Origin of the sequence: uncultured Oscillibacter sp., assembly GCF_910579365.1 — a bacterium.
Classification (GTDB): Bacteria; Bacillota; Clostridia; order Oscillospirales; family Oscillospiraceae; genus Oscillibacter.
Window position 1 is genome coordinate 38,330 of sequence record NZ_CAJTUX010000003.1, and the last position, 26,121, is coordinate 64,450.

Annotated in this window: 25 protein-coding genes and 1 pseudogene; 13 read left to right on the forward strand and 13 right to left on the reverse strand. The window is 63.0% G+C overall.

Going from position 1 to position 26,121, the window contains the following annotated elements; all coding sequences use genetic code 11:
- Positions 1 to 45 precede the first annotated feature (45 nt).
- From QZ329_RS01965 to QZ329_RS01975, 3 genes are all read left to right on the forward strand, one after another.
- Positions 46 to 1,329, forward strand: a complete 1,284-nt coding sequence (locus tag QZ329_RS01965) for an extracellular solute-binding protein (protein WP_295747790.1) — start codon at positions 46 to 48, stop codon at positions 1,327 to 1,329.
- Positions 1,330 to 1,450: 121 nt separating this feature from the next.
- Entirely contained in the window at positions 1,451 to 2,347 is an 897-nt protein-coding gene (locus QZ329_RS01970) for a sugar ABC transporter permease (protein ID WP_295747793.1), read from the forward strand.
- Between the two features lie 12 nt (positions 2,348 to 2,359).
- On the forward strand, positions 2,360 to 3,334 hold the full coding sequence (locus QZ329_RS01975) for a hypothetical protein (protein ID WP_295747796.1): 975 nt from the start codon (positions 2,360 to 2,362) through the stop codon (positions 3,332 to 3,334).
- A gap of 102 nt (positions 3,335 to 3,436) precedes the next feature.
- Here QZ329_RS01975 and ftsH read toward each other — a convergent pair whose 3' ends face one another.
- The 12 genes and pseudogenes from ftsH to QZ329_RS02035 all read right to left on the reverse strand — a co-directional run bounded on the left by ftsH (position 3,437) and on the right by QZ329_RS02035 (position 14,619).
- Positions 3,437 to 5,245 (reverse strand): ATP-dependent zinc metalloprotease FtsH, encoded by a 1,809-nt coding sequence (gene ftsH, locus QZ329_RS01980; protein ID WP_295747899.1) that lies wholly within the window; start codon positions 5,243 to 5,245, stop codon positions 3,437 to 3,439.
- Positions 5,246 to 5,331: 86 nt separating this feature from the next.
- Positions 5,332 to 5,886: a hypoxanthine phosphoribosyltransferase gene (hpt, locus tag QZ329_RS01985; protein ID WP_295747798.1), complete on the reverse strand. Its 555-nt coding sequence runs from the start codon at positions 5,884 to 5,886 to the stop codon at positions 5,332 to 5,334.
- Positions 5,879 to 7,264: a tRNA lysidine(34) synthetase TilS gene (gene tilS / locus QZ329_RS01990; protein ID WP_295747800.1), complete on the reverse strand. Its 1,386-nt coding sequence runs from the start codon at positions 7,262 to 7,264 to the stop codon at positions 5,879 to 5,881. Before tilS ends, hpt begins: the two co-directional genes overlap by 8 nt.
- Positions 7,248 to 8,597 carry a replicative DNA helicase gene (gene dnaB, locus QZ329_RS01995; protein WP_295747901.1) on the reverse strand — a complete coding sequence of 450 codons (1,350 nt, stop codon included), beginning with the start codon at positions 8,595 to 8,597 and terminating at the stop codon, positions 7,248 to 7,250. Before dnaB ends, tilS begins: the two co-directional genes overlap by 17 nt.
- A gap of 42 nt (positions 8,598 to 8,639) precedes the next feature.
- Positions 8,640 to 9,089 (reverse strand): 50S ribosomal protein L9, encoded by a 450-nt coding sequence (gene rplI, locus QZ329_RS02000; protein WP_295747802.1) that lies wholly within the window; start codon positions 9,087 to 9,089, stop codon positions 8,640 to 8,642.
- The gene (locus QZ329_RS02005) at positions 9,086 to 9,358 is read right to left on the reverse strand and encodes a hypothetical protein (RefSeq protein ID WP_295747804.1); all 273 of its coding nucleotides are present in this window, start codon (positions 9,356 to 9,358) and stop codon (positions 9,086 to 9,088) included. The genes rplI and QZ329_RS02005 overlap by 4 nt, the downstream gene beginning before the upstream one ends.
- A gap of 19 nt (positions 9,359 to 9,377) precedes the next feature.
- Positions 9,378 to 9,488, reverse strand: a pseudogene (locus tag QZ329_RS02010) (bL9 family ribosomal protein); the annotation flags it as partial.
- Positions 9,485 to 9,724, reverse strand: coding sequence for a hypothetical protein (locus tag QZ329_RS02015; protein ID WP_295747808.1), 240 nt, complete (start codon positions 9,722 to 9,724; stop codon positions 9,485 to 9,487). The pseudogene QZ329_RS02010 and the gene QZ329_RS02015, both read right to left, overlap by 4 nt.
- Before the next feature lie 47 nt (positions 9,725 to 9,771).
- Positions 9,772 to 11,766, reverse strand: a complete 1,995-nt coding sequence (locus QZ329_RS02020) for a DHH family phosphoesterase (protein ID WP_295747810.1) — start codon at positions 11,764 to 11,766, stop codon at positions 9,772 to 9,774.
- A gap of 244 nt (positions 11,767 to 12,010) precedes the next feature.
- A complete protein-coding gene (locus tag QZ329_RS02025; protein WP_295747812.1) occupies positions 12,011 to 12,355 on the reverse strand; it encodes an ISAs1 family transposase in 345 nt (114 codons plus the stop codon).
- A gap of 123 nt (positions 12,356 to 12,478) precedes the next feature.
- The gene (locus tag QZ329_RS02030; protein WP_295747815.1) at positions 12,479 to 13,348 is read right to left on the reverse strand and encodes a radical SAM protein; all 870 of its coding nucleotides are present in this window, start codon (positions 13,346 to 13,348) and stop codon (positions 12,479 to 12,481) included.
- On the reverse strand, positions 13,345 to 14,619 hold the full coding sequence (locus tag QZ329_RS02035; protein ID WP_295747817.1) for an aminotransferase class I/II-fold pyridoxal phosphate-dependent enzyme: 1,275 nt from the start codon (positions 14,617 to 14,619) through the stop codon (positions 13,345 to 13,347). The genes QZ329_RS02030 and QZ329_RS02035 overlap by 4 nt, the downstream gene beginning before the upstream one ends.
- A 280-nt stretch (positions 14,620 to 14,899) precedes the next feature.
- Here QZ329_RS02035 and spoIID point away from each other — a divergent pair, with 280 nt between their 5' ends.
- The 5 genes from spoIID (at position 14,900) to QZ329_RS02060 (ending at position 20,750) form a co-directional block, all read left to right on the forward strand.
- Positions 14,900 to 15,928 carry a stage II sporulation protein D gene (spoIID, locus tag QZ329_RS02040; protein WP_295747818.1) on the forward strand — a complete coding sequence of 343 codons (1,029 nt, stop codon included), beginning with the start codon at positions 14,900 to 14,902 and terminating at the stop codon, positions 15,926 to 15,928.
- A 93-nt stretch (positions 15,929 to 16,021) separates the two neighbouring features.
- Positions 16,022 to 17,188 carry a polysaccharide deacetylase family protein gene (locus tag QZ329_RS02045; protein ID WP_295747820.1) on the forward strand — a complete coding sequence of 389 codons (1,167 nt, stop codon included), beginning with the start codon at positions 16,022 to 16,024 and terminating at the stop codon, positions 17,186 to 17,188.
- Between the two features lie 110 nt (positions 17,189 to 17,298).
- Complete coding sequence (locus QZ329_RS02050; protein WP_295747823.1) at positions 17,299 to 17,994, forward strand: response regulator transcription factor; 696 nt, start codon at positions 17,299 to 17,301, stop codon at positions 17,992 to 17,994.
- A complete protein-coding gene (locus tag QZ329_RS02055) occupies positions 17,991 to 19,445 on the forward strand; it encodes a HAMP domain-containing sensor histidine kinase (RefSeq protein ID WP_295747826.1) in 1,455 nt (484 codons plus the stop codon). Before QZ329_RS02050 ends, QZ329_RS02055 begins: the two co-directional genes overlap by 4 nt.
- Positions 19,446 to 19,451: 6 nt before the next feature.
- Positions 19,452 to 20,750, forward strand: a complete 1,299-nt coding sequence (locus QZ329_RS02060) for a trypsin-like peptidase domain-containing protein (RefSeq protein WP_295747829.1) — start codon at positions 19,452 to 19,454, stop codon at positions 20,748 to 20,750.
- A 44-nt stretch (positions 20,751 to 20,794) separates the two neighbouring features.
- On the opposite strand, the gene QZ329_RS02065 is transcribed toward QZ329_RS02060, so the two are convergent.
- A complete protein-coding gene (locus QZ329_RS02065) occupies positions 20,795 to 21,553 on the reverse strand; it encodes an exodeoxyribonuclease III (protein ID WP_295747833.1) in 759 nt (252 codons plus the stop codon).
- Between the two features lie 139 nt (positions 21,554 to 21,692).
- Between QZ329_RS02065 and QZ329_RS02070 the strand changes: the two genes are divergently transcribed.
- The 5 genes from QZ329_RS02070 to QZ329_RS02090 all read left to right on the forward strand — a co-directional run bounded on the left by QZ329_RS02070 (position 21,693) and on the right by QZ329_RS02090 (position 26,085).
- Positions 21,693 to 22,517 carry a suppressor of fused domain protein gene (locus QZ329_RS02070; RefSeq protein ID WP_295747836.1) on the forward strand — a complete coding sequence of 275 codons (825 nt, stop codon included), beginning with the start codon at positions 21,693 to 21,695 and terminating at the stop codon, positions 22,515 to 22,517.
- A 4-nt stretch (positions 22,518 to 22,521) separates the two neighbouring features.
- Positions 22,522 to 23,283, forward strand: coding sequence for a threonine/serine exporter family protein (locus tag QZ329_RS02075; RefSeq protein ID WP_295747839.1), 762 nt, complete (start codon positions 22,522 to 22,524; stop codon positions 23,281 to 23,283).
- A 9-nt stretch (positions 23,284 to 23,292) separates the two neighbouring features.
- On the forward strand, positions 23,293 to 23,745 hold the full coding sequence (locus tag QZ329_RS02080; protein ID WP_295747842.1) for a threonine/serine exporter family protein: 453 nt from the start codon (positions 23,293 to 23,295) through the stop codon (positions 23,743 to 23,745).
- A gap of 23 nt (positions 23,746 to 23,768) precedes the next feature.
- Positions 23,769 to 24,515 carry an acyl-ACP thioesterase domain-containing protein gene (locus tag QZ329_RS02085; RefSeq protein WP_295747845.1) on the forward strand — a complete coding sequence of 249 codons (747 nt, stop codon included), beginning with the start codon at positions 23,769 to 23,771 and terminating at the stop codon, positions 24,513 to 24,515.
- A gap of 103 nt (positions 24,516 to 24,618) precedes the next feature.
- Positions 24,619 to 26,085: an S-layer homology domain-containing protein gene (locus QZ329_RS02090; protein WP_295747846.1), complete on the forward strand. Its 1,467-nt coding sequence runs from the start codon at positions 24,619 to 24,621 to the stop codon at positions 26,083 to 26,085.
- Positions 26,086 to 26,121 lie beyond the last annotated feature (36 nt).

The window sequence follows — 26,121 nt, forward strand, 5'->3', positions numbered from 1 at the left end:
AAATCATCCAGCCACCCAACGCGAACAAGATTAGGAGGAAAAGAAATGAAAAAGGTATTTGCGCTGATCCTGACCTTGGTCATGGTCCTGTCCCTGGCCGCCTGCGGAGGCGGTTCCGGCAGCTCCGGCGATTCCGGCAGCTCCGGCGATTCCGGTTCCTCCGGCGGGTCCGACGCCGGAAGCAGCTCCGGCAGTCCCACCAAGATGACCCTCATCCTGCGGGGCGGCACCTATGCCGACGCCCTGAAGGCCGCCCTTCCCGCCTTCGAGAAGGAAAACAACGTCACCATCGAGGTGCAGGAGCTGTCCTTTGACGACCTGCACACCGGCATCGCCCTGGACTCCGTGAACCCCGAGGGCGCCTATGACCTGTGCATGGTGGACGGCTCCTGGATGGCCGAGTTCACCGAGAGCAATGTGCTGGCCAACCTCAGCGACATGGGCTACAGCTTCGACGACGATATCATCTCCGCCACCACGGACATCTGCATGGTGGACGGCAGCATCTATCTGGCCCCCTTCTTCGGCAACGTCACCGTCATGATGTACAACAAGCAGCTCATCGCCGACGCGGGCTATGAGCCGGAGCAGATCGAGACCTTTGCCGACCTGATGGACATCGCCCAGAAGACCAACGCCGCCGGCAAGACCGGCTTCCTGATCCGCGGCGGCAGCCCGGACAACATCGTCTCCGACTTCATCCCCCACCTGCTGGTCCACGGCGGCTGGGTAGTGGACGGGAACAACAAGCCCACCGTCAACACGCCGGAGTTCAAGGCCGCCATGCAGGAGTATCTGGACCTGTACGCCTTGGGCGGCACCATGGATAAGGACGACATCGTCGCCGCCATCGACGGCGGCACCGCCGCCCTGGGTCAGGCCTGGCCCGGCTGGTACGTCCCCTCCGCCGACACCAACGCCAGCTACACCGTCATTCCCACCAAGCTGGATGACAGCGACTCCTCCAAGAACACCTCCATGTACGGCGTGTGGTGCATCGGCATCCCCGCCAACGCCCCCCACAAAGACCTGGCCAAGGCCCTGCTGGAGTACGTGATGAGCCCCGAGGTCCAGCTGGCGTCCATCGACGTGGGCGGCGTGCCCTGCCGGTACTCCAGCTTGCTGAACGAGGATGTTCTGAAGACCTATCCCCAGTACGCCACCGTCTGCGCGGCGCTGGAGAGCGGCGTTTACCGTCCTGTCATCGCCGAATGGACCCAGTTCACCAACATTCTGGGCACGGAGATGGACAACATCATCCAGGGCGTGAAGACCATCGACCAGGGTCTTGCCGACGCGCAGGGAGAGCTGGAGGCTCTGCTCGGCTAAGCCGCGGCGTCCCCTTTCCCGCAGTCTCTTCTTTCCACCCCAACCGCCCGGCGGCCGGGACCAAAGTCCCGGCCGCCCCTCCAAACAGCGCCCCATCCTTCAAACTGGTGAGGATTATGCTATGATGAAAAACCGACCCGAAAAACTGAATACCGCCCAGAGCTCCACCAATCGGTTTGGCCTGGGGATGCTGTCTCCCACCATCTTGATTCTCCTGGTCATGACCGCCTATCCCCTGATTTCCACACTGATCTACAGCTTCACCGATTACAACTATCTCAAGGGCGCGGACAAGGCGTCCTTCATCGCCCTGGCGAACTACGCCAAGCTCTTCAATCACACCTATTTCCGCCAGGCGGTCTGGAACACCGTGAAGTTCACCATCCTGGCCGTGGTGCTGGAGATGTTCTTCGGCTTGCTGGTGGCGGTGTTCATCCACAGTCTCAAACGGGGACAGAAGGTTATGCGGACCCTGCTGCTGCTGCCCTATCTGCTGCCCGCCGTCACGGTGGCCCTGAGCTGGCGGATGATGCTCTCCTCCAACTATGGCATCATCAATCAGTTCCTCACAGGCCTGGGCCTTCCGGTGTTCAACTGGTTCATGGACACCAAGACGGCCTTCGGCATGATCCTGCTCATTGACGTGTGGCAAAACGTGCCCTTCGTATTCCTGCTGCTCTACGCCTCCCTCCAGTCCGTGCCGGAAGGGCAGTACGAGGCCGCCCGAATCGACGGGGCGGGTACGCTCCAGCAGTTCTGGTTTGTCACCGTTCCCAATATCAAAAACAGCCTGGCCCTCTGCGCCCTGCTGCGGACCATCGATACCTTCCGCCTTTTCGAGAAGGTCAACGTCCTCACCGGCGGCGGCCCGGCCAACACCACCTCGACGATTACCCAGTATCTCTATAACTACGGCATCAAGTCCCTGGACTTCGGCTTTGGCAGCGCCGGCGCCATTGTCATGACCCTGCTGGTGCTGGTCCTCTCCAGCTTCTATATCAAGCGGGCCATTCAGTAGCGTATGGAGAATATGAAACTGACATTTGTGAACGTGGGCTATGGCGAAGCCATATTGCTGGAATGTCCGAACCCCTCCCGCCCCGGCGGCGCCTTCATCCTGGTGATTGACGGCGGCAGCGGCGAAGCGGAGGAGTACCGGGACCGCTCCACAGGCCGCGTTCCCCTGGCGGACTACCTCTTCGCCAGAAGGCTGGACCACATTGACGTGTTGGCCAGCACCCATATCCACGAGGACCATCTCTGCGGTCTAGTCCCCTTGCCGGGGCGCTGGCCGCCTAAGGAACTCTGGCAGACCCTGCCGCCGGACTTTTACCGCTCTCTTCGCACCCTGCCCCCTCTGGCGGAGGCCACTGTCTCCCAGGATAAGTTCCGCCGGTCCATTAACGACTACCAAACCCTCTGCGGCGAAGTTGAGGCCCGGGGCGGCACGCTGCAATCCCTCTCCGCCGGATGGGAGATTCGCCCCTGTCCTGGGCTGACCATTCGCTGCCTGGGGCCCTCCCAAACCAGGGCGGTGGAGCTGGCGGCCCTCTTCGCGGACCTGAACCGTGAGGAGGAGCGAGAGACCTTCCGGCAAAAGCTCAGCGCCCTGGATGGAGCCATGAACAATTATAGCGCCATCCTGCTGCTGGATTACCGGGGCACCCGCATTCTGCTGCCGGGGGACACCAACCGTTTGGGCTACGGGGAAATCGCCCCGGAGGACCTGCCAGCCCATCTCTTCAAGGTCGGCCACCACGGGCAGCGGGACGGGGCGGACGCCGCTCTTATCCGTGCCGTCCGTCCCAAGGCCGTAATCTGCTGCGCCTCCAGCGACCGGCGTTACCAAAGCGCTCATCCGGAGCTGCTCCGGCTGCTGGCGGACAACGGCGCGGCGCTGTACTTCTCCGATTGTCCCCAGCTTCCCCACCTGGCCCCGCCGCCTCATCAGGCGCTGGTCTTCACCATCGGGGCGGAGGGTCACTTCACTGCGGAGTATCAATAGGCCAAAAACGGCCGGTCAGAATGTCTGACCGGCCGTTTTCTCGTTTCGCAGGACCACGCTGTCAAGCCCCAGAACACGGCCACCGCCTGTCCGGGTTTGCGTTCAGCCCTCCTCCGTTTTGCCGAAGACCTTCAAAAACGCCTCCCGTTCCATGGTCTCGTTCTCCAGGAGGTATTTCGCCACAGCGTCCAGCACCTGCCGCTTTTCCGACAGGATGTCCTCGCACCGGCGGTAGGCCTCGTCCACCACCCGGCGGACCTCCTCGTCAATCTGGGCGGCTACGGCCTCGGAATAGCTCCGGCCCTGGCTCATGGTCCGGCCGATGAACACCTCGTCGTGGCCCCCCTCAAAGGAGACGGAGCCGATGGTCTCGCTCATGCCGTACACCGCCACCATCTTCCGGGCAATGGAGGTGGCCCGCTGGATGTCGTTGCTGGCCCCGGTGGAGATGTCCCCCAGGCAAAGCTTCTCCGCCACCCGTCCCCCCAGGAGGGCGACAATCCGGTCCTCCATATAGCGCTTGGAGAGGAAGGTCCGGTCCTCCTCCGGCAGGGCGATGGTCATGCCTCCCGCCTGCCCTCTGGGAACGATGGTAATCTGGTTCACCGGGTCGTGCTCCGGCAGGGTTTCCATCACCACGGCGTGGCCCGCCTCATGCCAGGCCGTCAGCTCCCGTTCATGCTGGGAAATAACCCGGCTCCGCTTCTCCGGACCGGCCAGGACCTTGATCTCCGCCTCCCGGAGGTCTTCCATGGTGATATAGTCCCGGTCCCGCCGGGCAGCCAGCAGGGCGCCCTCGTTCACCAGGTTCTCCAAATCCGCCCCGGTGAATCCGGCGGTACCCCGGGCCAGCTGCCGCAGGTCCACATCCTCAGAGAGGGGCTTGCCCTTGACGTGAATCTTCAGGATCTCCTCCCGGCCCTTGATGTCGGGGAGACCCACATAGATCTGCCGGTCAAACCGCCCCGGCCGCAGGAGCGCCGGGTCCAGCACGTCCGCCCGGTTTGTCGCCGCCAGGACCACGACACCCTCGTTGGCGGCAAAGCCGTCCATCTCCACCAGGAGCTGGTTCAGAGTCTGCTCCCGCTCGTCGTGGCCGCCGCCCACGCCGGCGCCCCGCTGGCGGCCCACAGCGTCGATCTCGTCAATGAACACAATAGCGGGCGAGGTTTTCTTCGCCTGGTCGAAGAGGTCCCGCACCCGGCTGGCGCCCACGCCCACATAGAGCTCCACAAAGTCGGACCCGGAGATGGAGAGGAAGCCCACGCCCGCCTCTCCGGCCACAGCCTTGGCCAGCAGCGTCTTGCCGGTGCCCGGGGGGCCCACCAGCAGCACGCCCTTGGGAATCCGCGCTCCCAGTCCGATAAACCGCCGGGGGTCCCGGAGAAACTCCACGATCTCCTGAAGCTCCTCCTTCTCCTCGTCCGCTCCGGCCACATCCTCAAAGCGGACCTTCCGGTCCTTTTCCGACAGCGTCCTGGTCCGGGCGGAACCGAATCTCGCCATACGGTCGGCCCCCATGCCGCCGCCCTGGTTCCGAAGCATCAGGAAATACCACATGCCGCAAAGCAGCGCCGCCATCAAAACCCAGGGCAGCAGCAGCTCCAGCCAGTTGGTGGAGTGATCCTGCTGATAGTCATAGGAGGTGATGACGCCCCTGGCGGCCTGCTCCTCCACCAGCTGACCCAGACTGTCATAAAACAGGTCGAAGTCATAGAGCTCATACCGCAGGGTATTCCGCCCCTCCGGCTCCCCCCGCAGCGTCATCAGCAGCGTGTTGTCCCGGATGGTGAAGGACTCCACCTTCTCCTGCCGGAAGAGCTGCTCCACCTGCGAGAAATCCAGCCGCTCGCTCTGGCTGTTCATCTGCCAGATCCAGCTGAGACACAGCAGAATCACCAGCCCCAGCATCAAAAAGCTCAGGCTGGAGGTTCGGTTTTGCTTGGACACGATGGCATTCCTCCTTTAAGCCGCCGGGCGGGCGGCGCTTGGGTCTCTTATTTGCCCGCGTAGACCTCCGGCTTCAGCACGCCGATATAGGGCACGTTCCGGTACATCTGGGCATAGTCCAGGCCGTAGCCCACCACGAACTCGTCCGGCACCGTAAAGCCGCAGAGATCGGCGGTAATGGCCTTCTCCCGTCGGGCGGGCTTGTCCAAAAGGGTCACAATGGTGATGGACTCCGCGCCCTTGGTCAGAAAATACTCCTTCAAGAAAGCCAGGGTATTCCCGGAGTCCAGAATGTCCTCCACAATAATCAGGTGCCGCCCGGTGATGTCCTGCTGAAGGTCGTGGTTGATCTTCACCCGGCCGGAAGAGGCCGTCGCGTTCCCATAGGAGCTGACGGCGATGAACTCCACGTCGCTTTTGAGCTGGCAGGCCCGGACCAGGTCCGTCATGAAGACGAAGCTGCCCTTCAAAACCCCCAGGAACAGGGGCTTCTTCCCCTGGAACTTCTCATACAGTTCCTCCCCCATCTCCGCCACGCGGGTTTTCAGCTGCTCCTCCGTCACCAATACCTTCAGAATGTCCTTCTCCATTTCACTACGCATCGTGTCCATCCTCCTCAATAATATGTTTCTCGACCTTTATAAACCGGAAGCCCGATCCGTCCTCCGGCGCAAAAGCAACATCCACACCCAGCCGCCACACGGCGGCCAGCTTCCCCCCCACGTAAACGGCGGGCAGACGGTCCCGCTCCTCCAAAGAAATGCGCCTGTCCAGGCACAGCCGTTTCACGCTCCGGGCTCCTCTGGCGCCGGACAGGGCCAGCCGCTCCCCCGGCGGGCAGGGGCCCACGGTAACCACCGGACTCTGTCCCGGCCTTCCCCGCCAGAAGAAGGCGATGCCGTCTCCGTCCTCCGGGTGGTCCAACAAGGTCAGGGTGTACTCCCCCCATTCAAGCGGACGGCCCGGGACCAGCTGGACCTCCGTCAGGCGCTGGGGCCGGGTCTCCAGAATCAGCCAGCGGCGGCAGGTCCGGGCGGTGACGCCGCGGGGCAGACTCAGCCGCCCCTCCTTTCCCCAGGCCGTGGAGCGGGTCAGGTCCATCAGGGCCTCCAGGTGGACCGCACCAACATCCTTCCGCCCCACGCCCAAAAGGTCGAACAACCGCAGCAGCATCCGGGGCCGCACCGCCGCCGGAGCCTGGGCCAGGGCGTCCATGGAGAGAGTCACCCGGCCCTCCTGAACTTCCACGCGGACCGTGCGGGCGGCGGCGTCCGCCTCCAACGAGCGGTCCACGCCCCGGAGCCGTCCGGCGGTTTGGCCGATGTGCTCCACTGCCCGGGGGTTCAGCGCCTTCAGCAGCGGCATCACCTGGAGCCGCAGAAAGTTCCGGGCGGCGGCCTCCGGATCGGCGTTGGTCTCATCCTCAATATGGGAAACGCCCCAACGGGCGGCGTAAGCCGCCAGCTCTTCCCGGGTCACGCGCAGCAGGGGGCGGCAGATTCCCTCCCGCTCCCAGTCCATTCCGGTCAGGCCTTTCAACCCCGTACCCCGAACCAGGTTCAGCAAGACGGTTTCAGCGTTGTCGTCCGCGTGATGAGCGGTGTAAAGGCGTTTACATTCCGTCTCCTTCGCCGTCTGGCGCAGGAAGGCGTACCGCAGATTCCGGGCGGCCTCCTCTATGGAGAGTCCTTCTTGTTCCGCGTGTTCCCGGACACCGCCTCTTCCCACGGTCAGGGAGATGTTCCACCGGGTGCAGATTTCCCGGACAAATTCCTCGTCCCGGTCCGACGCCTCCCCCCGGAGCTTGTGGTTGAAGTGGGCGGCGGACAGGCATCCTCCCCGCTGCCTGCACCATGCGTCCAACATGTGGAGCAGGCACATGGAGTCCAGCCCTCCGGACACGGCGCAGAGCACCCGCTCTCCCCTCTCCGGCAGAACCCGCTGGGGAGCGCGGTCCAGCAATTCAGTCCTCGCCGTCATAGCGCTTGTCCAGCGTGAAGAACTGGGTGTACTCCGGCATCCAGCGCAGCTCCACCTTGCCGGTCTCGCCGTGGCGGTTCTTGGCGATGATACATTCCGCTATATTATGCTTTTCCGAATCCTCATTGTAATAATCATCCCGGTAGAGAAACATGACAATGTCTGCGTCCTGCTCGATGGCGCCGGACTCCCGGAGGTCCGAAAGCATGGGCCGCTTGTCGTCCCGCTTCTCGTTGGCACGGCTGAGCTGGCTGAGGCAGATCACCGGCACGTTCAGCTCCTTGGCCATGATCTTCAGCATGCGGGACATGTCGGACACCACCTGCTGGCGGTTCTCGCCGCCCCGTCCGCTGCCTCCGGCGGAGCTCATCAGCTGGAGGTAGTCCACCACCACCAGGGCCAGATTCTCCAGCCGGCGGCACTTGGCGTTCATGTCCGCCACGGAGAGGAGGGGGTTGTCGTCAATGCGGATGTCCAGCCGGTTCAGCACCGTGGCCGCCCCGGCGATCTTCTCCCAGTCCGTCTCCCGGAGGAGGCCGGTGCGCAGGCGGTTGTTCTCCACCTGGGCCTCTGCGGAGAGGAGGCGGGTCACCAGCTGCTCCCGGGACATTTCCAGGGAAAACACCGCCACGGTCTTCCCCTCCCCCTTGGCCACGTTCAGAGCCACGTTCAGAGCCAGAGAGGTCTTTCCCATACCGGGCCGGGCCGCCAGAAGGATGAGGTCGGACCGGTTCAGTCCCGTGATCTTCTGGTCGATGGCGGAGAGGCCGGTGGAGAGACCGGGGAGGTGGTTTTCATGCTCGCTCATCTCGCTGAGGCGGTCCAGCACGTCGGGCAGGACCTGCCGGAGCGGAACCATCTCCTGGGCGCTTTGTCCCCGGCGGATCGCGTAAATCTTCTGCTCCGAGACCTCCAGAATCTCCCCGGCCTCGCCCACGCCCTCCTGCACCAGGGCGGTGATCTCCCCCGCCGCCTGGGCCACGGAGCGAAGCAGCGCCTTGTCCCGGACAATGGCGGCGTACTCCATGACGTTGGCGCTGGTGGGGGTGATCTCCATCAGCTGGGCAAGGTAGGAGCGGGTGTTGTCGTCGGTGAGTCCGGCCTTGCGCATCTCCTCAAAGACGGTGATTCCGTCGATGGGCCGGGCGTAGGAAAACATGGTGTAAACGGTCTCGAAAATCTCCCGGTTCTGCCGGAGGTAGAAATCGTCGGGGCGGAGCTTGTCCATCACTTCCTTCACACAGTCCGGATCGATGAGCATGGAGCCCAGAACCGCCTGCTCCCCCTCCAGACTGTGGGGCATCTGCCGCAGCAGCAAGTCCTCGTTGGCCATGATGAAAACGCCCTCCTCCAAAAGTCGCCGCCTCAGGCGGGCTTATTTTTCCTCAAACACGGACACATAGACCGTGGCCGTCACCTCATAGCCCAGCCGGGCCTTCACCTGGTAATTGCCGAAGGCCTTGATGGGCTCCTCCAGCACCAGCTTCTGCTTGGGGATGTCGATGCCGAACTGCTTTTGAAGCCCCTCGGAAATCTCCTTGGTGGTAACGGCGCCGAAGAGCTTGCCGCCGCTGCCCGCCCGGGCGGTGAGCTTCACCATGCACTCTTTCAGTTTCCCGGCGGTCTCCTCCGCCAGGGCCTTCTGCCGGGCCTCCTCGGCCCTTTTGGCCTTTTCCTTCAGGTTCATAGTGTTGATGGCGTCCGCCGTGGCGGGAACAGCGATCTTCCTGGGCAGGAGGAAGTTCCGGGCATAGCCCTCGGAGACCTCCACCATCTGGCCCTTTTTCCCCTGGCCCTTCACGTCCTGCTGTAAAATCACTTTCATTGGTCATTCTCCTTATTTTCTGAATCATTTAATCGTTCTGGGTCTTCCAGGGTCCAAACTCGTTCCCCCAGATCCCGGACTCGTTTTTCTAAAGCGTCTATCCGCTCCTCCTGGGCCAGCCACACCGTTATGAGGACTGCCAGTATAAACGCGATGGCCGCAAACGCGCGGAAGGGGTGCCTTATGAAATCAAACAGCATATAGCCGCCGCAAATCAGAAATACCTCTGAAGCCACCAGGCACACTGCGTAGGTCTTTAAAAACTTCAATATGCCGGCCCCCCTACTTCTCAAAAGTGGCGGGAACAGCGATCTTCCTGGGCAGGAGAACGTTCCGGGCATAGCCCTTGGAGACCTCCATCATCTGGCCTTTTACATCCTGCTGCAAAATCACGTTCATCGCTCATTCCTCTTGTAGAAGGTATTATCGCTTTTTAATTGGTCTTCCAAATTCCCGCTCCGCGTCCCCAAGGCGCGCGACCGCTCCTTCCAAGCCGTCCAGGCCCATAGGAGGATTGCCGGCGCCAACGCGGAAAGCATCCAGGAAAGGAAGGGATTTCCCTGAAAAAGGCACAGCAGCAGCATGCCGCCTGCGGGCCAGCCCATACACAGCACCAGAAACAGCCCCTCCAGCATCAAACACGCCCCGTAGATTTTCCAAAACCGTTTCATAAGCTCCCTCCCTACTTCTCAAAATAAGCGTCGATGGCTTGCGTCAGCTTCTTCCGGACGTCCAGAATGTCCCCTTTCTCCACCCGGCCGCCGGCGGTGGCGGAGTTGCCGCCGCCTCCCAGGGCCTCCAGGATCACCTGAACATTGATCTCCCCCAGGGAACGGCCGCTCATCAGCACATCCTCTCCGCTGCGGTACACCACGAAGGAGGCTTTGACTCCCCTCAGCGTCAAAAGCTCGTCGGCGGCCTGGGCGGCGGCCACCCGGTCCACGCCGTCCTGTCCCACCACGGACAGCGCCACGTCGGGGCGGTAGAGTTCCGCCTGACGGATGATGTCATACTTGGAGACCATGCCGCTGAGGTCCCCCTGGAACAGGCGCTGCACATCCGCCGTGTCGGCCCCCGCCCGGCGCAGGAAGGCCGCCGCCTCAAAGGTCCGCCCTCCGGTGCGGAGGGTGAAGTGCTTTGTGTCCAGCACGATGCCGGCCAGCAGGGCTTCCGCCTCCTCCCGCAGGAGGTTGCTGGGCTCGATGAGGTATTGCAGCAGCTCCGTTACCAGCTCCGAGGCGGAGGAGGCGTAGGGCTCGTGAAAGCTGAACGCGGCGTTCTCAATATAGCTGGCGGCCCGGCGGTGATGGTCGATCACCGCCACCCGGCTGCTGGACTCCAGAATCTGGGAACTCTCCACCAAGTCCGGGCGGTTGGTGTCCACCACCACCAGCAGCGTGCCGGAACGCATCTTGACGAAAGCCTCCGCCGGATTCACGAAGACGTCCTCGTACTCCGGCAGGTCCCGCAGCATGGCCAGCACGGACTGGGCAGCGTTCTTCTCCAGGTCAATGACAATCTGGGCTCTCCGCCCCAGCTTCCGGGCGGCGCAGCACACGCCCACGGCGGCGCCCACGGCGTCCATGTCGGCGAAGCTGTGGCCCATGATATAGATGTCCGCCGAATCCGCCAGCAGCTCCCGCAGGGCATTGGCCATGACCCGGGACTTGACCTTGGTCCGCTTTTCCGTGGTTTTGGCCCGGCCGCCGTAAAAGGCGAAGTCCGTTTTCCCCCGGACCACCGCCTGATCGCCTCCCCGGCTCAGGGCCATCTCCAAAGAGAGGGAGGCGTTCTTGTACAGCGCCGGGATACCATCCGCCTCCCGGCCCAGGCCGATGGAGAGGGTGGGGTGGCTCCCCTCCCCCACCTTGATGTCCCGGATGGCGTCCAGCACGGAGAACTTCTCCTCCACAAAGTGGTCGTAATACTGCTCCTCAAACAGGAAGAGATAGTGGTCCCGCTCGGTCTTGATCAAAAGGCCGCTGCCCACCGCCGCCCAGCTGTTGAGCTTCTCGTCAATCTGGGCCAGCACGGCGCTGCGCTGGTTGTCGGCGCAGGCGTTCATCAGGTCGTCGTAGTTGTCCACCATCAAAATGCCGATCACCAGACGGGACGCGTCGTAATCCCGGCGAAGGCGGTCCACCTCGGTGGTGTCCACCCAGTAGGTGGTGGCCACCAGATTCTGTTCACCGCTCCGGCCCTTGGCCCGGGCCAGACTGCCGTACACCCGGAACTGGCGGTTGTTCATACGTACCCGGTCCAGGCACTCCCGCCGTCCCTCCAGCAGCCACTGGACAGGGAACTCCGGCGCGGCGTCCTCCACCTTCATCTCAAAAAGGTGTTCCCGGACTCCGGCCAGCTGGAGAAAGTTCTCGTTGCTCCAGATGACCTCCCCGGTGTCGGGGCGGAAGACCATAATGGGCAGGGGGGAGTTGATGAGGGTGGACTTGCTGGCGGTGTCCACATTACCCGTGACGTTGTCAATATACTGCAGGACGCTCTGGCGGCGCTTTTTGTTGCTCCGCACAAAATAGGCGTACAGCGCCACGGTGGCCATGCCCTCCGCCAGGGCCAGCAGGGGACTGACGGTGACGGCGGCCAGGGTGAAGGCCAGAAGGCAGAGGAAATACAATTGCAGATTCGGCTCCAGCAGGCGGGAGAGTTTCTTATTGTTCATAGCGGCGCTCCTTGATTGGAAGAAGTAAGCATACCGATGGATTATATTAGTATAGCAGTTCCGGGCGGAAAACACAAGTGTTGGTTGAAAGATGGCCAGGGCAACCGCATTTGAAATTAGCGGAAAAGGATATCAGGAAGACGCTGCGGGTTCAAGGCAGCGGCAAAACGCTTTTTCTGGATACTGAGCCTGCGGCCCAAGTCAGTATTTTTGCAGAGAGCCAGAGCAGTTTTACGCAGAACATTCAGGTTGAATAGAGCGAAATATCCTCCAGCAGGGCCGGATGATTTCCCTTCTGGCCAATCACATAATCCGCCTGACTCTCCCTGATTTTCCTGACAATTTCTTTCCGGCAGCTCATTGCGTCCGCCGTTATGATGCTGTTCTCTATATTCAAAGAATCCAAACGTTCCGGCGCTGCCGTGATCTCGTTGGACGTTTCATCCGTCACGATCTCACCCGGTACCAGCTGGTTTACCGCCGCAAACGCACTGACTACATGATACGCTTTCTGGGTATTCCTTTTACTGCCGTGAATGGTCTTGCCGTCCACGGCGATTACAGAACCTTCTTTTCGGCGGCATCCCATAGGGCAACGGAAAAAGGCGGCACAGCCATAGCCGCGCCGCCCGCAGGAACCAAAATGGCACTTGTGTACCCCCTTGGGGGAGCTCCTCCTCGCGGAGCGCCCCCGGCGGGGAGTCCTTTCTTCCTACAAACCTCTCCAGGCCTCGGGACGAAGACGGGTCAGGTCCCGTTCGGCCCGCTGGATCTCCGCCAGCATGGCGGCCCGGTCCTGGTTCAGCGTCCCCCGCAGAACCAGATAGTTGCTGGCGTGATTCATGCGGAACACGCTGCCGGGGCTGTCCAGGTTCTCCACCAGCAGCCGGGTCTCCTCCAGCACCTGGGGCTGGGTCAAAAGCTGGAACTTCCCCCCATGGACCCAGTCGTAAAGAGGCGTCTCCGGTTCCACCATCAGCGTCAGCATCCCGATGTACTCAGGATTCATGGCGTTGAAGGCCCTGGCGGTGTCCAGGGCGTGGCGCTCCAGCAGCTCCGGCCCGCCCAGACCGGTGATGGCCGTGACGGAGAGGGCGATGCCGCATTTGCGGACCTTCTGCCCCATTTCGATGATTTCCGCCGCCGGGTGGCCCTTGCGCATGAGGGTCAGCACCTCGTCGCTGCCGGACTCCAGGCCCATGTAAACCATGGTCAGGCCCTTGGCCCGGAGGGTCCGCAGCTCCTCCTCCGTCCGAATCCGGATGGACGCCGGGGAGGCGTAGCTGGTCACCTGGCTGCACTCCGGGAAGAGCTCCCGCACCGTATCCAGGATGGTATAAAGCTCCGCCGCTTTCCTCACCAGGGCGTCCCCGTCGGCCAGGAAGACTTTTTCCACATGGTGGTAAACCTCCCGGGCTATCCGGAAGTCCTCCAGCACCTCTTCCATGGGCCGGACGGCGAAGCGCTTCTCCTTATACATGCTGCAAAAGGCGCAGGTGTTGTGGCTGCATCCGTAAGTCACCTGCACAATAAGGCTCCGCGCCTCGGAGGGCGGGCGGTATACGCTGCCGTAGTATCTCATACGCCCAGTTTCTCCAAAGCGGCCATCCGCAGGCAGACGCAGAACACGGTCATGGCCTGCTCCAGCTCCTCCACCGGAGGCAGAGAGGGGGCGATGCGGATGTTGCTGTCCTGGGGGTCCTTTCCATAGGGGAAAGTGGCCCCGGCGCTGGTCATGGTGACCCCCGCCTCCTTACACAGAGCCAGGGTCCGCTTCGCCGTGCCGGGCATGGCGTTGAAGGAGACGAAATACCCGCCCTTGGGCCGCCGCCAGGAGGCGATGTCCAGAGGCGCGATCTCCCGGTCCAGGACGTCCACCACGCAGCGGAACTTGGGACCCATGACGGCAGCGTGCTTTTTCATCAGCTCCAGGGTGTGGGCCTTGTCCCGGAGATAGAGGACGTGGCGCTGCTGGTTCACCTTGTCATAGCTGATGACCTGGGGGGTGAGGAGCTTTTCCATGTGGGCCATGTTGGCCTCGGAACAGGCGAAGCAGGCCACGCCCGCGCCGGGGAGGGTGATTTTGGAGGTGGAGGCAAACTCAAAGACCATGTCGGGATGTCCCGCCCCGGCGCAGATGGACAGGATGTCCGGGAAGGGCACGTAGTCCCCCTCGAACTCGTGGACGCAGTAGGCGTTGTCCCACATGATGAGGAAGTCCGGCGCGGCGGGGGTCAGGGCCGCCAGGCGGCGGATGGTCTCTTCCGAGTAGATGACGCCCTCCGGGTTGGAGTATTTGGGTACGCACCAGATACCCTTGACGGCGGGGTCCTTAACGGCCTCCTCCACGGCGTCCATATCGGGGCCGCTGTCCGTCATGGGGATGGTAAGAAGCTGGAAGCCAAAGGTCTCCGTGACCTTGAAATGCCGGTCATAGCCGGGAGCGGGACAGAGCCACTTGACCGTTTCCTCCCTGCACCAGGGCCGGGGACTGTGGAGCAGGCCATGGGTATAGGCCTTGGCGATGGTATCGTACATCAGCTGGAGGCTGGAGTTGCCGCCTGCAAAGACCTGCTCCGGCCGGCAGCCCAGAATGTCCGCGAAGAGCGCCCTGGCGGCGGGGAGACCGGCCAGCTCGCCGTAATTCCGGACGTCGAGGCCGCCGGAGACAAAGTCCTCCGGCTTCTGCATCACGCCGAAGATGTCGCTGACCAGGTCCAGCTGCTGTCTCCCGGGCTTGCCCCGGGCCATGTTCAGGCTGAGGCCCTTGGCCTTCAGGGCGTCAAATTCGGCCTGAAGGCGGGCGTATTCCCCGGCGCGCTCCGCAGGGGTGAGCTGAGCGTAAGGCTTCATAAAATCCATCCTTTCTGTTGAACCCTTTGATAGATTCTAGTATAGCGAAATCGCAAAGGGGTTTCAAGCCCTATTTCCCTGCGGCGCGCCATGGGGAAAAACCACAGGAATTTTGTCGATAAGCCGCTACGTTCCGGCATATACTATGGCGGATACTACCCACAGTTGAGGTCCTGCCGGATAAACGGAAACATTCTCCGGCGCGGGCCGGGCATGTTTGGCGCCGCCGCCGCATAGGGTGGAAGATGAGTTCCCCGCCTGCCACAAAGGAGGAAACCCCATGAGACGAAGAAGAAGCCCGATGAATCCGATCATCGCCGTGTCGGCATTGCTGCTGGCGGCGCTGTTTTTGCTGCCGCTTGTGGTGGTGGTCCCCTTCCGCTCCACCCTTTTCGGACGGGAGGAGCCGGTGGATGAGACGGAACCGGAGCCGCCGCCCCCCTTTGCCAGCGGAAAGCTGGACGCCGCCCGGCCCCTCCGGGTGCTGGACAGGGGGGAGATTCTGGAGATGGACCTGGGGACCTATCTGGTGGGGGTGGTTCGGGCGGAGATGCCCGCCTCCTTTGAACTAGAGGCCCTGAAGGCCCAGGCAGCGGCGGCCAGGACCTATACGCTGTACAAGCTCCAGTCCGGGGGGAACCACGGGGAGGACGCGGACATCTGCACCGACCATACCTGCTGTCAGGCCTACATCAGCGAGGAGCGGGCCAGGGCCAACTGGGGAGAGATGGCCGACGCGTACGAGGACAAGGTGGAGGCGGCGGTGAAGGAGACCGACGGCGAGACGGTGCTCTACGGCGGCGTACCCATTCTGGCGGTGTTTCACTCCTCCTCGGCGGGACTGACCCGGGCGGCGGGAGAGGTCTGGCTCAACGACCTGCCCTATCTCCAGGCGGTCTCCTCCCCGGAAGCGGGGGACCGGATTCCCAATTATTACAGCCGCATGGAATTCACGGAGGCGGAGCTGAAAGAGAAGCTGCTGGCCGCCTTCCCGGCGGCGGACCTCTCCGGCGGCATGGCAGGCTGGCTCAGCGCCGCCGTCACCGACGGGGCGGGCAGCGTGGCCACGGTCTGCGTAGGCGGCGTGACGGTCAAGGGCGTCCAGGTCCGCTCGGCCCTGGGACTTCGCTCCGCCTGCTTTACCTGGGAGGCGCAGGAGGGAAAGATGGCCTTCTTTGTCACCGGCTACGGCCACGGCGTGGGCCTGAGCCAGTACGGAGCCAATCAAATGGCACTGGAGGGCGCAGACTGGCGGGAAATTCTGACCCATTATTACACCGGCGTGACGGTGGAGCCCTATCCGGGCTGAAGCCGCGGCACCGAATCCGCCCTTTACAAACCCCGGCAGAGTGTGATAAAATCAGTTTATTTTCTACCGAATTCTACAAAGGAGGGACGGCCTATGAAACGGCGGGCGGCGGCGCTGCTTTTCTGCCTGCTGCTGGCGGTCCAGCTGGCGGTCCCTCCCGTCCGGGCGGCGGAACGGGTTTATTTCACCGCCGTGGGCAGCTATGTTCTGCCCCTCTCGGACAATACCATGCCCTTTTGGAGCGGCGGCTATGTATACGTGCCCAGCTCCATTTTCACCGGCGCGGGCCGGGAGACGCTGAACGTCTCCCAGGTGCTGGACAGCAGTCAGGACTGGGTGGTTTTATACAGCGGCAGCGGCGGGCGGTCTTTGACCTTCAACCTCTCCGCCAATTGCGCCCTGGACAACAACGGCAACGCCTATTATCCCGGAGCGGTGCGGCGGAACGGGACGGTCTTCGTCCCCGCCTACACCGTATCCCGGTACTTTGACCTGGTCTACTCGGTAATTGAGGTGGAGCGGGGCAGCATGGTCTGGCTCCGCCAGCCGGGATACGACGTGTCGGACAAGCTCTACGCCGATGCGGCCCAATACCAGCTGAACACCGTCTACGCCGACTATATCCGGGCCAAGGAGGAGGCGGTCCGGCCGGAGAGCACGACTCCCCCCGTGGTTCAGCCGCCCCAGCCCTCCCCTCCGGTCCAGGACCCGGCGGCGGAGCTGGCCTGGAAGCAAATCGCCCTGTGCTTTGCGGCGGGGAGCGCCTCCGCCGCCATGCTGGACGCCCTGGAGAGCTATGGCGTCAAGGCCGCCTTCTTCTTCACGCCGGAGGAGATGGAGCGGCAGGGAGAGCTTCTTCGCCGCATGAGCGCCGGCGGGCACAGCATCGGCATCCTGGCGGACGCCGGCGACCCGGAGCAAACGGTGGCGGAGCAGCTGGAGGCGGGCAACGCCGCCCTCTTCCGGGCCGCCTGCGGCAAAACCCGGCTGGCCTATCTTCCCGGGGGAGGTTCCCAGGCCCTTCAGGAAGCCGGGGAGCTGGGTTTCCGCTGCCTCCAGCCGGAGCTGGACCGGAGCGGACAGCCCCTGCACAACGCCTCCGGGGCCCAGGCCCTGGTGCAGCGGCTGGCCGCCCGGCAGGGGGACGCCGCCGTCTGGCTGGGAAACGCCGCCAGTTCTTCTGGGCTGCGGTCCTTCCTGGCCGCCGCCCTGGAGGCGGGGGGAATCCTGACGGCCCATCGAGAGACCGGAACGCCCTGAACCCCCGCAGGGGTCAAGAAGGTTAACAGAAAATTCAACACACCGGCAGGGCGGCGGGTATAATAGAAAGTGAGAAATATGGAAATTATGCAAACAGGGGAGGAACCGCCATGGGACGCAATATTCTGGTGGTTGAAGACGACCGCAATATCTCCGATCTGATTCACATGTATCTGGTAAAGGAGGGCTTCGACGTCCGCATTGCCGGAGACGGCGGGAAGGCCATCGAGGAATTCCAAAAGAGCGTGCCGGATCTGATTCTGCTGGACATCATGCTGCCCGTCATGGACGGGTGGGCCGTCTGCGCCAAAATCCGGGAGACCTCGCAGGTTCCCATCATCATGCTCACCGCCAAGAGCGAGGTGTTCGACCGCATCCAGGGTCTGGAAATGGGGGCGGACGACTACATCGTCAAGCCCTTTGAAATGAAGGAGCTGATCGCCCGGATCAACGCCGTTCTCCGCCGGACGGAGATTCCCAACGACACCAGCAAGCGCCTGACCTTTGACAAGCTGGTGATCAATCTGGACGCCTACGAACTGATCGTGGACGGAAAGAAGGTGGACACGCCGCCCAAGGAACTGGAGCTGCTGTACCACCTGGCCTCCACCCCCAACCGGGTTTACACCCGGAACCAGCTGCTGGACGAGGTGTGGGGCTTTGACTATTTCGGCGACAGCCGGACGGTGGACGTACACATCAAGCGCCTGCGGGACAAGGTGGACAACGTGTCCGACCAGTGGGAGCTGAAAACAGTTTGGGGCGTGGGCTATAAATTCGAGCTGGTGGAGAAGGCGGAGACATGAAGCGCTTTCGGGAGCGGACCCAGAGCCTGTATTGGCGGCAGCTCTTCGTCACCGCCGGCATGGTGCTTTTGACGCTGTGCCTGCTGGGAGCGGCCTTTTTCTCCCTCAGCTATAACTACGCCCGAAGCCAGCAGGGGCGGGAGATCGCCTCCAAAGCCCAGGTGATGAGCCAGCTCTCCCTCAGCTATTTGGAGAACGGGCGGTATCTGGACATAGAGGATTTGCAGGACGACCTGGATTTCCAGCGCCTGGCCAGCTTCGCCGCCGTCGTCTCCGACGTGCATTTCATGATCTGCGACACGGAGGGGCATGTGCTCCTCTCTACGGATCAGGCCCTGGACGGGCGGAGCGTGACCATCCCGGCGGAACGGACCCGCCGGGTGATGGAGGAGGGCAGCGCCTCCTGGCGGGACGATTTGGGGGGACTCTATCCCCAAAAGCGTTTCTCCGTGGGCGTGGCCGCCATCAATCCCGTCACGATGGAGCGGGTGGGAGAGGTGGTGGCCGTGTCCACCATGGCCTCTCTGGACTCGATGTGGCAGGGGTTCATCGGCCTCTTTTTCATGACGTCCTTCGTGGTCCTGATGATCGCCTTCATGGCCTCCTCCGTCACCGCCATGCGGCAGGTGAAGCCCATCCGGGAGATGGTGGAGGCCACCCGGCGCTATGCCGAGGGGGACTTTGACATCCGGATGAACGACTATGGCCGGAGTGACGAGGTGGGGGAGCTGGCCGCCTCCTTCAACGCCATGGCGGAGAGCCTCCAGCAGACGGAGCGGCAGCGCCGGGAATTCATCGCCAACATCTCCCACGAGCTGAAGACCCCCATGACCACCATCGCCGGGTATACCGACGGCCTTCTGGACGGCACCATTCCCCCGGAAAAGGAGAAGCAGTATCTCCAGATCATCGCCGGAGAGAGCCGCCGCCTCAGCCGCCTGGTTCGGCGGATGCTGGACGTCAGTCAGCTCCAGGCCATCGACCCCCTGCGCAGCGGGGCGCACTTTGATCTGTGCGAGAGCATGCGCCGGGTGCTGATCTCCATGGAGAAGAAGATTACGGACCGGGACTTGGATGTGGAGGCGGACATCCCCGAGGGGCCGATTCTGGTCCTGGGGGACAACGATCTCATCACCCAGGTGATTTACAACCTATTAGAAAACGCGGCGAAATTCGCCTACCAGGGCTCCGCGCTGTACCTGGGGCTCGCCCTCCGGGAGGGCAGGGCCCAGGTAACCGTCCGAAACTGTGGGGACACCATCCCCGCCGGGGAGCTGCCGCTGCTGTTCGAGCGGTTCCACAAAAGCGACAAGTCCCGCAGCGAGGACAAGGACGGCGTGGGCTTGGGGCTCTACATCGTCAAGACGATTTTAGAGCAGCACAAGGAAAAAATCAATGTGACCAGCGAGAATGGAATCACCGCGTTTTCCTTCTCCCTGAACACGAAATGAGGAAGCATGGCAGAGCGTGAGGAGACCGGGCGGCTGCCCGGCGAAATTGTGGAGACCTGGAGGGCCCCCGGGACATGGGCCGGGAGCCGGGACCCCCGGGAAGTGGTGGAGGTCTATCGCCAGCGGGACCCCCGGGAGGTGGTGGAGGCCTATCGCCGCCCGGTTCCCCGGACGGCGGAGAGCCGGCGGCCCGTCCCGCGTCCGCCCCGGCGGAGAAGCCGGGCGGGCCTGTGGAAATTTCTGGCCTGTGTGGTCCTTCTGGTGGGGCTGACAGTCGCGGTCCGGCTGGCGGAGAGGCTGTCCTTTGGAAGCCGGGAGGACCCGGACGGCGGCGTCTCCTACGCGTCGGAGGAGATCACCATCCCCGGCTGGCCCGTGGGCCTGGGGGCGTCTCTGGCCCTCTCCCGGGAGGAGGGAGAGGAACTGACGGCGCAGGAGGTTTACCGCCAGCTGAATCCGGCGGTGGTAACGGTATCCTGCTGGACCGGGGACAGCCGCTCCATCGGCACCGGCGTCGTCTTCTCGGAGGACGGTTATATCATCACCAACTATCATGTGGTCCGGGGCGGCAATCTGTGCCGCGTCACCCTGGACAGCGGCTATACCATGGACGTCTGCTTTGTGGCGGGGGACGAGAACAGCGATCTCGCGGTCTTAAAGGTTCCTCCGGGGGCGCTGAATACCCTGGGCACGCTGCCCGCCGCGCCCTTCGGCGATTCGGAGCAGCTGGTGGTGGGGGACCCGGTGTACGCCATCGGCGCCCCCCGGCAGCTGCGGGGTACGCTGACCAACGGCATCATCTCCGCCATCGACCGGGACGTGGAGGTGGAGGGCCGGACCATGACCCTTCTCCAGACCAACGCGGCCCTGAACTCCGGGAACTCCGGCGGGCCTCTGATCAACAGCCAGGGCCAGGTGGTGGGCATTAATGTTGCAAAGTTCATGTCCAGCCGGGACAGCGTGGAGGGTCTGGGCTTTGCCATTCCCACAGCCCAGCTGGAGCGGATCGTCAACGACCTTTTGAAATGGGGCGAGGTGAAGCCGGAGCCCCGTCTGGGCATTCTGGTGATTACGGATGAGCGGGGTCTGCTGGTGGACTCTGTGGAACCCGGCACCGCCGCGGAGGCGGCGGGAGTCCTGGCGGGGGACTATATCACCGCCGCCCAGGGCGAGGAGATTCAAAACACCCAGGACCTGTTCCGGGTCCGGCGGACGCTCTATGTGGGCGACGAGCTGACGCTGACGCTCCGGCGTCAGGACGAGACGCTGAAGGTAACGCTGGTCCTGGAAGAGGCGGCGGCATAAACGGATAAAACAGCGAGGAGGGGCGGCGCCCCTCCTTCCCTTTTTCAGCTCTCCTCCAGCTCCAGCACCACCGGGCAGTGGTCGCTGCCCAGGACCTCGCTCCAGATATCCGCGTTTTTGATGCGGTCTCGCAGGCGCTCCGACACGATGAAATAGTCGATTCTCCACCCCGTGTTGTTTTCCCGGGCCCTTCCCCGGTAGCTCCACCAGGAATAGGCCCCGGTCTTGTCCGGGTACAGCGCCCGGAAGCTGTCCACAAAGCCGGAGGCGAGGAGCCTGGTCATCTTCTCCCGCTCCTCGTCGGTAAAGCCGGGATTGCGGCGGTTGGGGCCGGGATTCTTCAGGTCGATCTCCTGGTGGGCGACGTTCAGGTCCCCGCAGTAGACCACCGGCTTTACGGCGTCCAGCTCGCAGAGATACTCCCGAAGATCGTCCTCCCAGCTCATGCGGTAGTCCAGGCGGAGGAGCTGGTCCTTGGAGTTGGGGGTGTAGCAGCAGACCAGATAGAACTCCTCAAACTCCGCCGTGATGACCCGGCCCTCGTGGCGGTGCTCGTCGATGCCGAAGTCGCAGGTGACGCGCAGGGGTTCCCGCCGGGTGAAGACGGCGGTGCCGGAGTAGCCGGCCTTGTCGGCGCTGTTCCAGAAGCGGAGATAGCCCGGCAGGTCGAACTCCGCCTGCTCCGGACGCATCTTCGTCTCCTGGAGGCAGATCACGTCCGCGTCGGCGAAGGCGCAGAAGTCCAGAAAGCCCTTTTTCAGGCAGGCGCGAAGACCGTTGACGTTCCAAGATACCAGTTTCATAAAACACCTCTTTATCAATCTGTAAAGATTTCGTGTTCCCATTGTAGCGGATTCGGAGAGAAAAAACAATTGCCAGCGAAGCGGAAAAGGAGTAGTATAGAGAAAAGTTTCCGTGCATTTCACAAGGAGGTTTTCAGACATGGGTTTTCTGGATAAATGGAAACAGAAAAAAGAGGAAAAGAACGCAGAGTCTCCCGCCCAGTCCCGGAAGACGGCCCCGGCTTTGGAGACGGAGGAGTACTCCCCCGGCGGCTCCGCCATTTACCGGTATCAGACGCCGGAGAAGCAGGGGTTCCGTCCCCCGGCGGACGTGTGCGTGTCCATGGAGGCCATCGAAAAGCACATGGATGGGATTTTCCCCGGCTGGGGCGGCTTTGTTTGCCACGAGATTCTCAGCGACCTGGTCCACATCGACGTCCATGTTCTCCGCGAGCCGGAGGGGGACGGCTATGTGCTGTATACCACCGGCATGAGCGATCTGCCCATGAACCTGCCGGCGGAGATCGCGGACCAGGAAGATTTGAAATACGCGGAGCTGTACATGATTCTCCCCGGGGACTGGAACGTGGGGGAGGAAAACCTGTCCACCAAGGATATGCCCTACGAGAGCTTCTGGCCCTTCCAGATGCTGAAATTTCTGGCCCGGTTCCCCCACGAGTACCAGACCTGGCTGGGCTGGGGCCACAGCATCCCCAACGGGCCGGACTATAACCCCATCTGCGAGGGCGTGGGATTTGGCGGCGCAGTGCTGGCTCAGCCCTCCCTGGTCCCGCCGCTGGAGACGGAAGAGGGAAAGAAGATCAGCTTCTACATGGTTGTCCCCGCCTATAAGGAGGAGATTGAGTACAAACTGAAATACGGCATGGAGGGCCTGAATCAGCGCTTCATGGAGGGGAAGCTCCCCATGATACTGGACATTCACCGGCCCAACCTCTGCGCGGATTTCAAGGAGGTTCTGGACTGAGGACATGGACTATGACAAGCTGCTGGATATGGCGGCGGAACTGGGTTACCAGCTGATGTACAGCGGCGCGGAAATCTACCGGGTGGAGGAGTCCGTCCGGCGGCTGCTCTACGCCTACGGTTTGGAGCAGCCGGAGGTGTTCGCCATTCCCAACTGCCTCATCGTCAGCGTCTCCACGCCGGAGGGGCATCCCATCACCCGGATGCGGCGGGTGCCGCTTCACGGCACGGACATTGAGCTGCTGGAGCGCTGCAACAGCCTCTGCCGCCGCCTCTGCACGGAGCCCCCTCCCCTGGACGAGGCGCAGGCCGCCATCGCCGCGCTGTGCTTGGCGATTCCCCGGCACTCCACCCGGCTGACACTGCTGGGCTACGGCGTGGCCCCCGGCTTTTTCGCCCCGCTGTTCGGCGGCGGCCCGGCGGACACGGCCTGCGCCTTTTTCTGCGGCCTGGCTGTGGGGTGCTGCCTCCTCTACGGCGGGCGCTTTCTGGGGGCCAACAGTTTTTTCCGCACGGCGGTGTGCAGCGCCCTGACCGCCCTGCTGGCCATGGTGCTGGTGCATCTGGGATTGGGGCAGAGCGTGGACGTGGTGACAATCTCCGCGCTGATGGTTCTGGTTCCCGGCATGGCCCTGACCAACGCCATGCGGGAGATCATGGCCGGGGACACCTTCTCCGGCCTGAGCCGCACGGCGGATGCGATCTTGACGGCCTCCGCCATCGCCCTGGGGGCGGCGGCGGGTCAGGCTTTGGGCGGCATGTTATAGGAGGGTGGTATGGAGACGGTCTTGTTGGAATACGCGCTGCCCTGTCTCTGCGCCTTTCTGGCCTGCGTGGGCTTTACGCTGATGTTCAACATCCACGGCCAGGGAAAGCTGATTGCCGGAGCGGGCGGGGCGTTGGGCTGGCTGGTGTATCTTCTGGCGGGGAGCACAATTTTCGCCGCCTTCCTGGCGGCCGCGGCCATCGGCGTCTTCGCCGAGGTGATGTCCAAGGTGCGGCGCTGCCCGGTGACGGGATATGTGCTGGTGGCGCTGCTGCCGCTGGTTCCCGGCGGGGGCATTTACTATGCCATGCGGTACTGCGTGGCAGGGGAGACGGACCAGTTCCTCACAACCCTGCTGCACACCTTCGGCATGGCGGCGGCGCTGGCGGTGGGGGCCATGCTGGCCTCCTCCGTATTCCGGGCTGTTTTTCCCTGGCTGCGGCCCAGGGCGCCCAAGAAGTGAACAACGGAGGATACAAGAGAACCATGGAGGATTTCAAACAGCGTTTATACGAAAACGGCTACTTCCGGCAGGAGGAACTGGTCTTCTGGGACTGCGACCGGGACCAGCGGGTCCGGGTGGCGGCGCTTTTAAGCCGTCTGGGGGCCTTTGCCGGGTACGATTACGACGCCCGGGGCCTGACCCATGAGGTTCTGTGGGCGGCCCGGGAGGTATTTCTCCTCTCCCGGGTGTCCCTTAAAATCCACAACTGCCCTCACGCCGGGGACGTGCTGGACATCACCACCTGGGAGGCCGGCGCCAAGGCCGCCCATATGAAGCGGAACTATGAAATGAAGGACCGGGAAGGCCGGGTTCGGGTCTCCGCCCGGACGGACTGGATTCTGGTGGACCCCATCACCCGGAAGATTCTGCGGCCCACGGCCTTCACCGCCAAGCCCTTGCTGGCCTCGGACCGTCTTCTGGACTGCCCGGAGACACGGAAAATCATCCCTCCCAAGGAGAATCGGGAGGACCTGGGGACCCGGGTGGTCCGCTGGTCCGACCTGGACGGAAACGGACACTTGTTCAGCGGGAACTACGGCGACATCGTCTGGGACGCCCTGCCGGAGGATTTGCAGGTCCAAATCCCCCGGGAATTCCACATCAACTACAGTCGGGAGGCGGTTTTGGGAGACCAGCTGCGCCTGGAGGGCTGCCGGAACGAGACGGGGTATTTCCTAGAGGGTCTGGGCCCCCACGGCTCCTGCTTCACGGCGCTGTGCGTGTTTTGAAGATTTTTCCAGGAAAACCGCCCTTGACGGCGGTTTTTTCCAGGTATACAATGGTTTTGTAACATCCCGGCGGGCTGCCGCCGGAGAAGAGAGGAGATTTTTCATGAAACGCTTTCTAACCATCCTGCTGACGGCTTTGGCGCTGACGGGCGTGCTGTGCGTTACCGCCTCCGCCTCCAGCTTTGACGGCGCGGCGGAGGAGCTGGCCGCCATCGGCATGCTCAAGGGCTCCGCCGCCGATGGATTTGCCCTGGACAAGGCCCCCACCCGGGCCCAGGCCGCCATTATGCTGGTCCGGCTCTACGGCGCGGAGGAGGAGGCCATTGCCGCCTACACCGCCGGGGACCTCAAGTGCCCCTTCACCGACGTGAACGAGACGGCGGCTCCCTTTGCCGCGTGGCTGGCGGACAAGGGCCTTGCCAGCGGCACCTCCGAAACCACCTTCGGCGCGTCCAGTCCCTGCACCGGCAAGGCGTACACGATTTTTCTCCTCCGGGCCCTGGGCTATCAGGACAACGTGGACTTCACCAACGCCAACGCCCAGGCGTTTGCGCAGAGCTGCGGCCTGCTGGATACCTCCCTGTTCACCGGGACCTTCCTCCGGGACGACCTGGTGGCCCTGACCTATCAGGCCCTGGGCACGGACCTCAAGGACGGCAGCACCTATCTGCTGGCCAGCCTCATCAAGAGCGGAGCCGTGGACGCGGACGCCGCCAAGCCCATCACGGAGAAAATCGAGGCTTACCGGGCCCTCCAGCGCTCCGGCGAGGCGGCGGCCCAGGGGCTGGATACCTCAGTGGACGCGAAGGTAGGCATGAGCGTCACCGTCAAAGGCGCCGGCAGCGGAACCGCCCTGGACATGACCCAGAAGGCGGACGCCGCCGTCAAGGGCAATATCAAGATGATTCTGGACAAGGAGCTTCAGATGGCCATGGACATGACCGTCACCGTTACGGACGGAGATGCCTCCGAGACCGAGAACGTGGAGTACTGGCTGAAGGACGGCGTGGTGTATGTCCGCTCCGGTGAGATGGCCTATCAGGTTTCCACCGCCATGGGCATGGACGCGGAGACCCTCACAGCCCTGATGGAGCAGGCCTCCGGCAAGACCTACGCCGCCATGCTTCCCTTTATTGAGTCCATCACCACCAAGACCTCCGGCGGAAACACCGTCTATACCCTGGTGCTGAACGACGCCTTCGCCGGGATGCTCAACGGCCTGTTCGGCCAGATTCTGGGCATGATGGACGCCGGTGTGGACATGGATATGACCGTTACCCTGGGCGGCAGCACCATCACCTACACCGTGGGCCAGGACGGCACGCTGAAGAGCGCCGCGGCGGATATGACTCTGAAAGCGGACCTGAACGCTTCCGACGGCCAGGACAGCCTGACGGTCAGCGCCGCCATGGACGTGGACATGACTATGGACGTCCAGGCCGTGGGCAACGACGTGACCATCACCTTCCCCGATTTCTCCGGCTTTGAGGAGATCACTGGCAGCGCGGACAGCGGTATCATCGGCGGTGCGGACGGCCCCACCGCGATCTATGGCGTGACCAATTTTTGAGCACACGGAAAGAAAGACCGTCCGGCGGGATTCCGC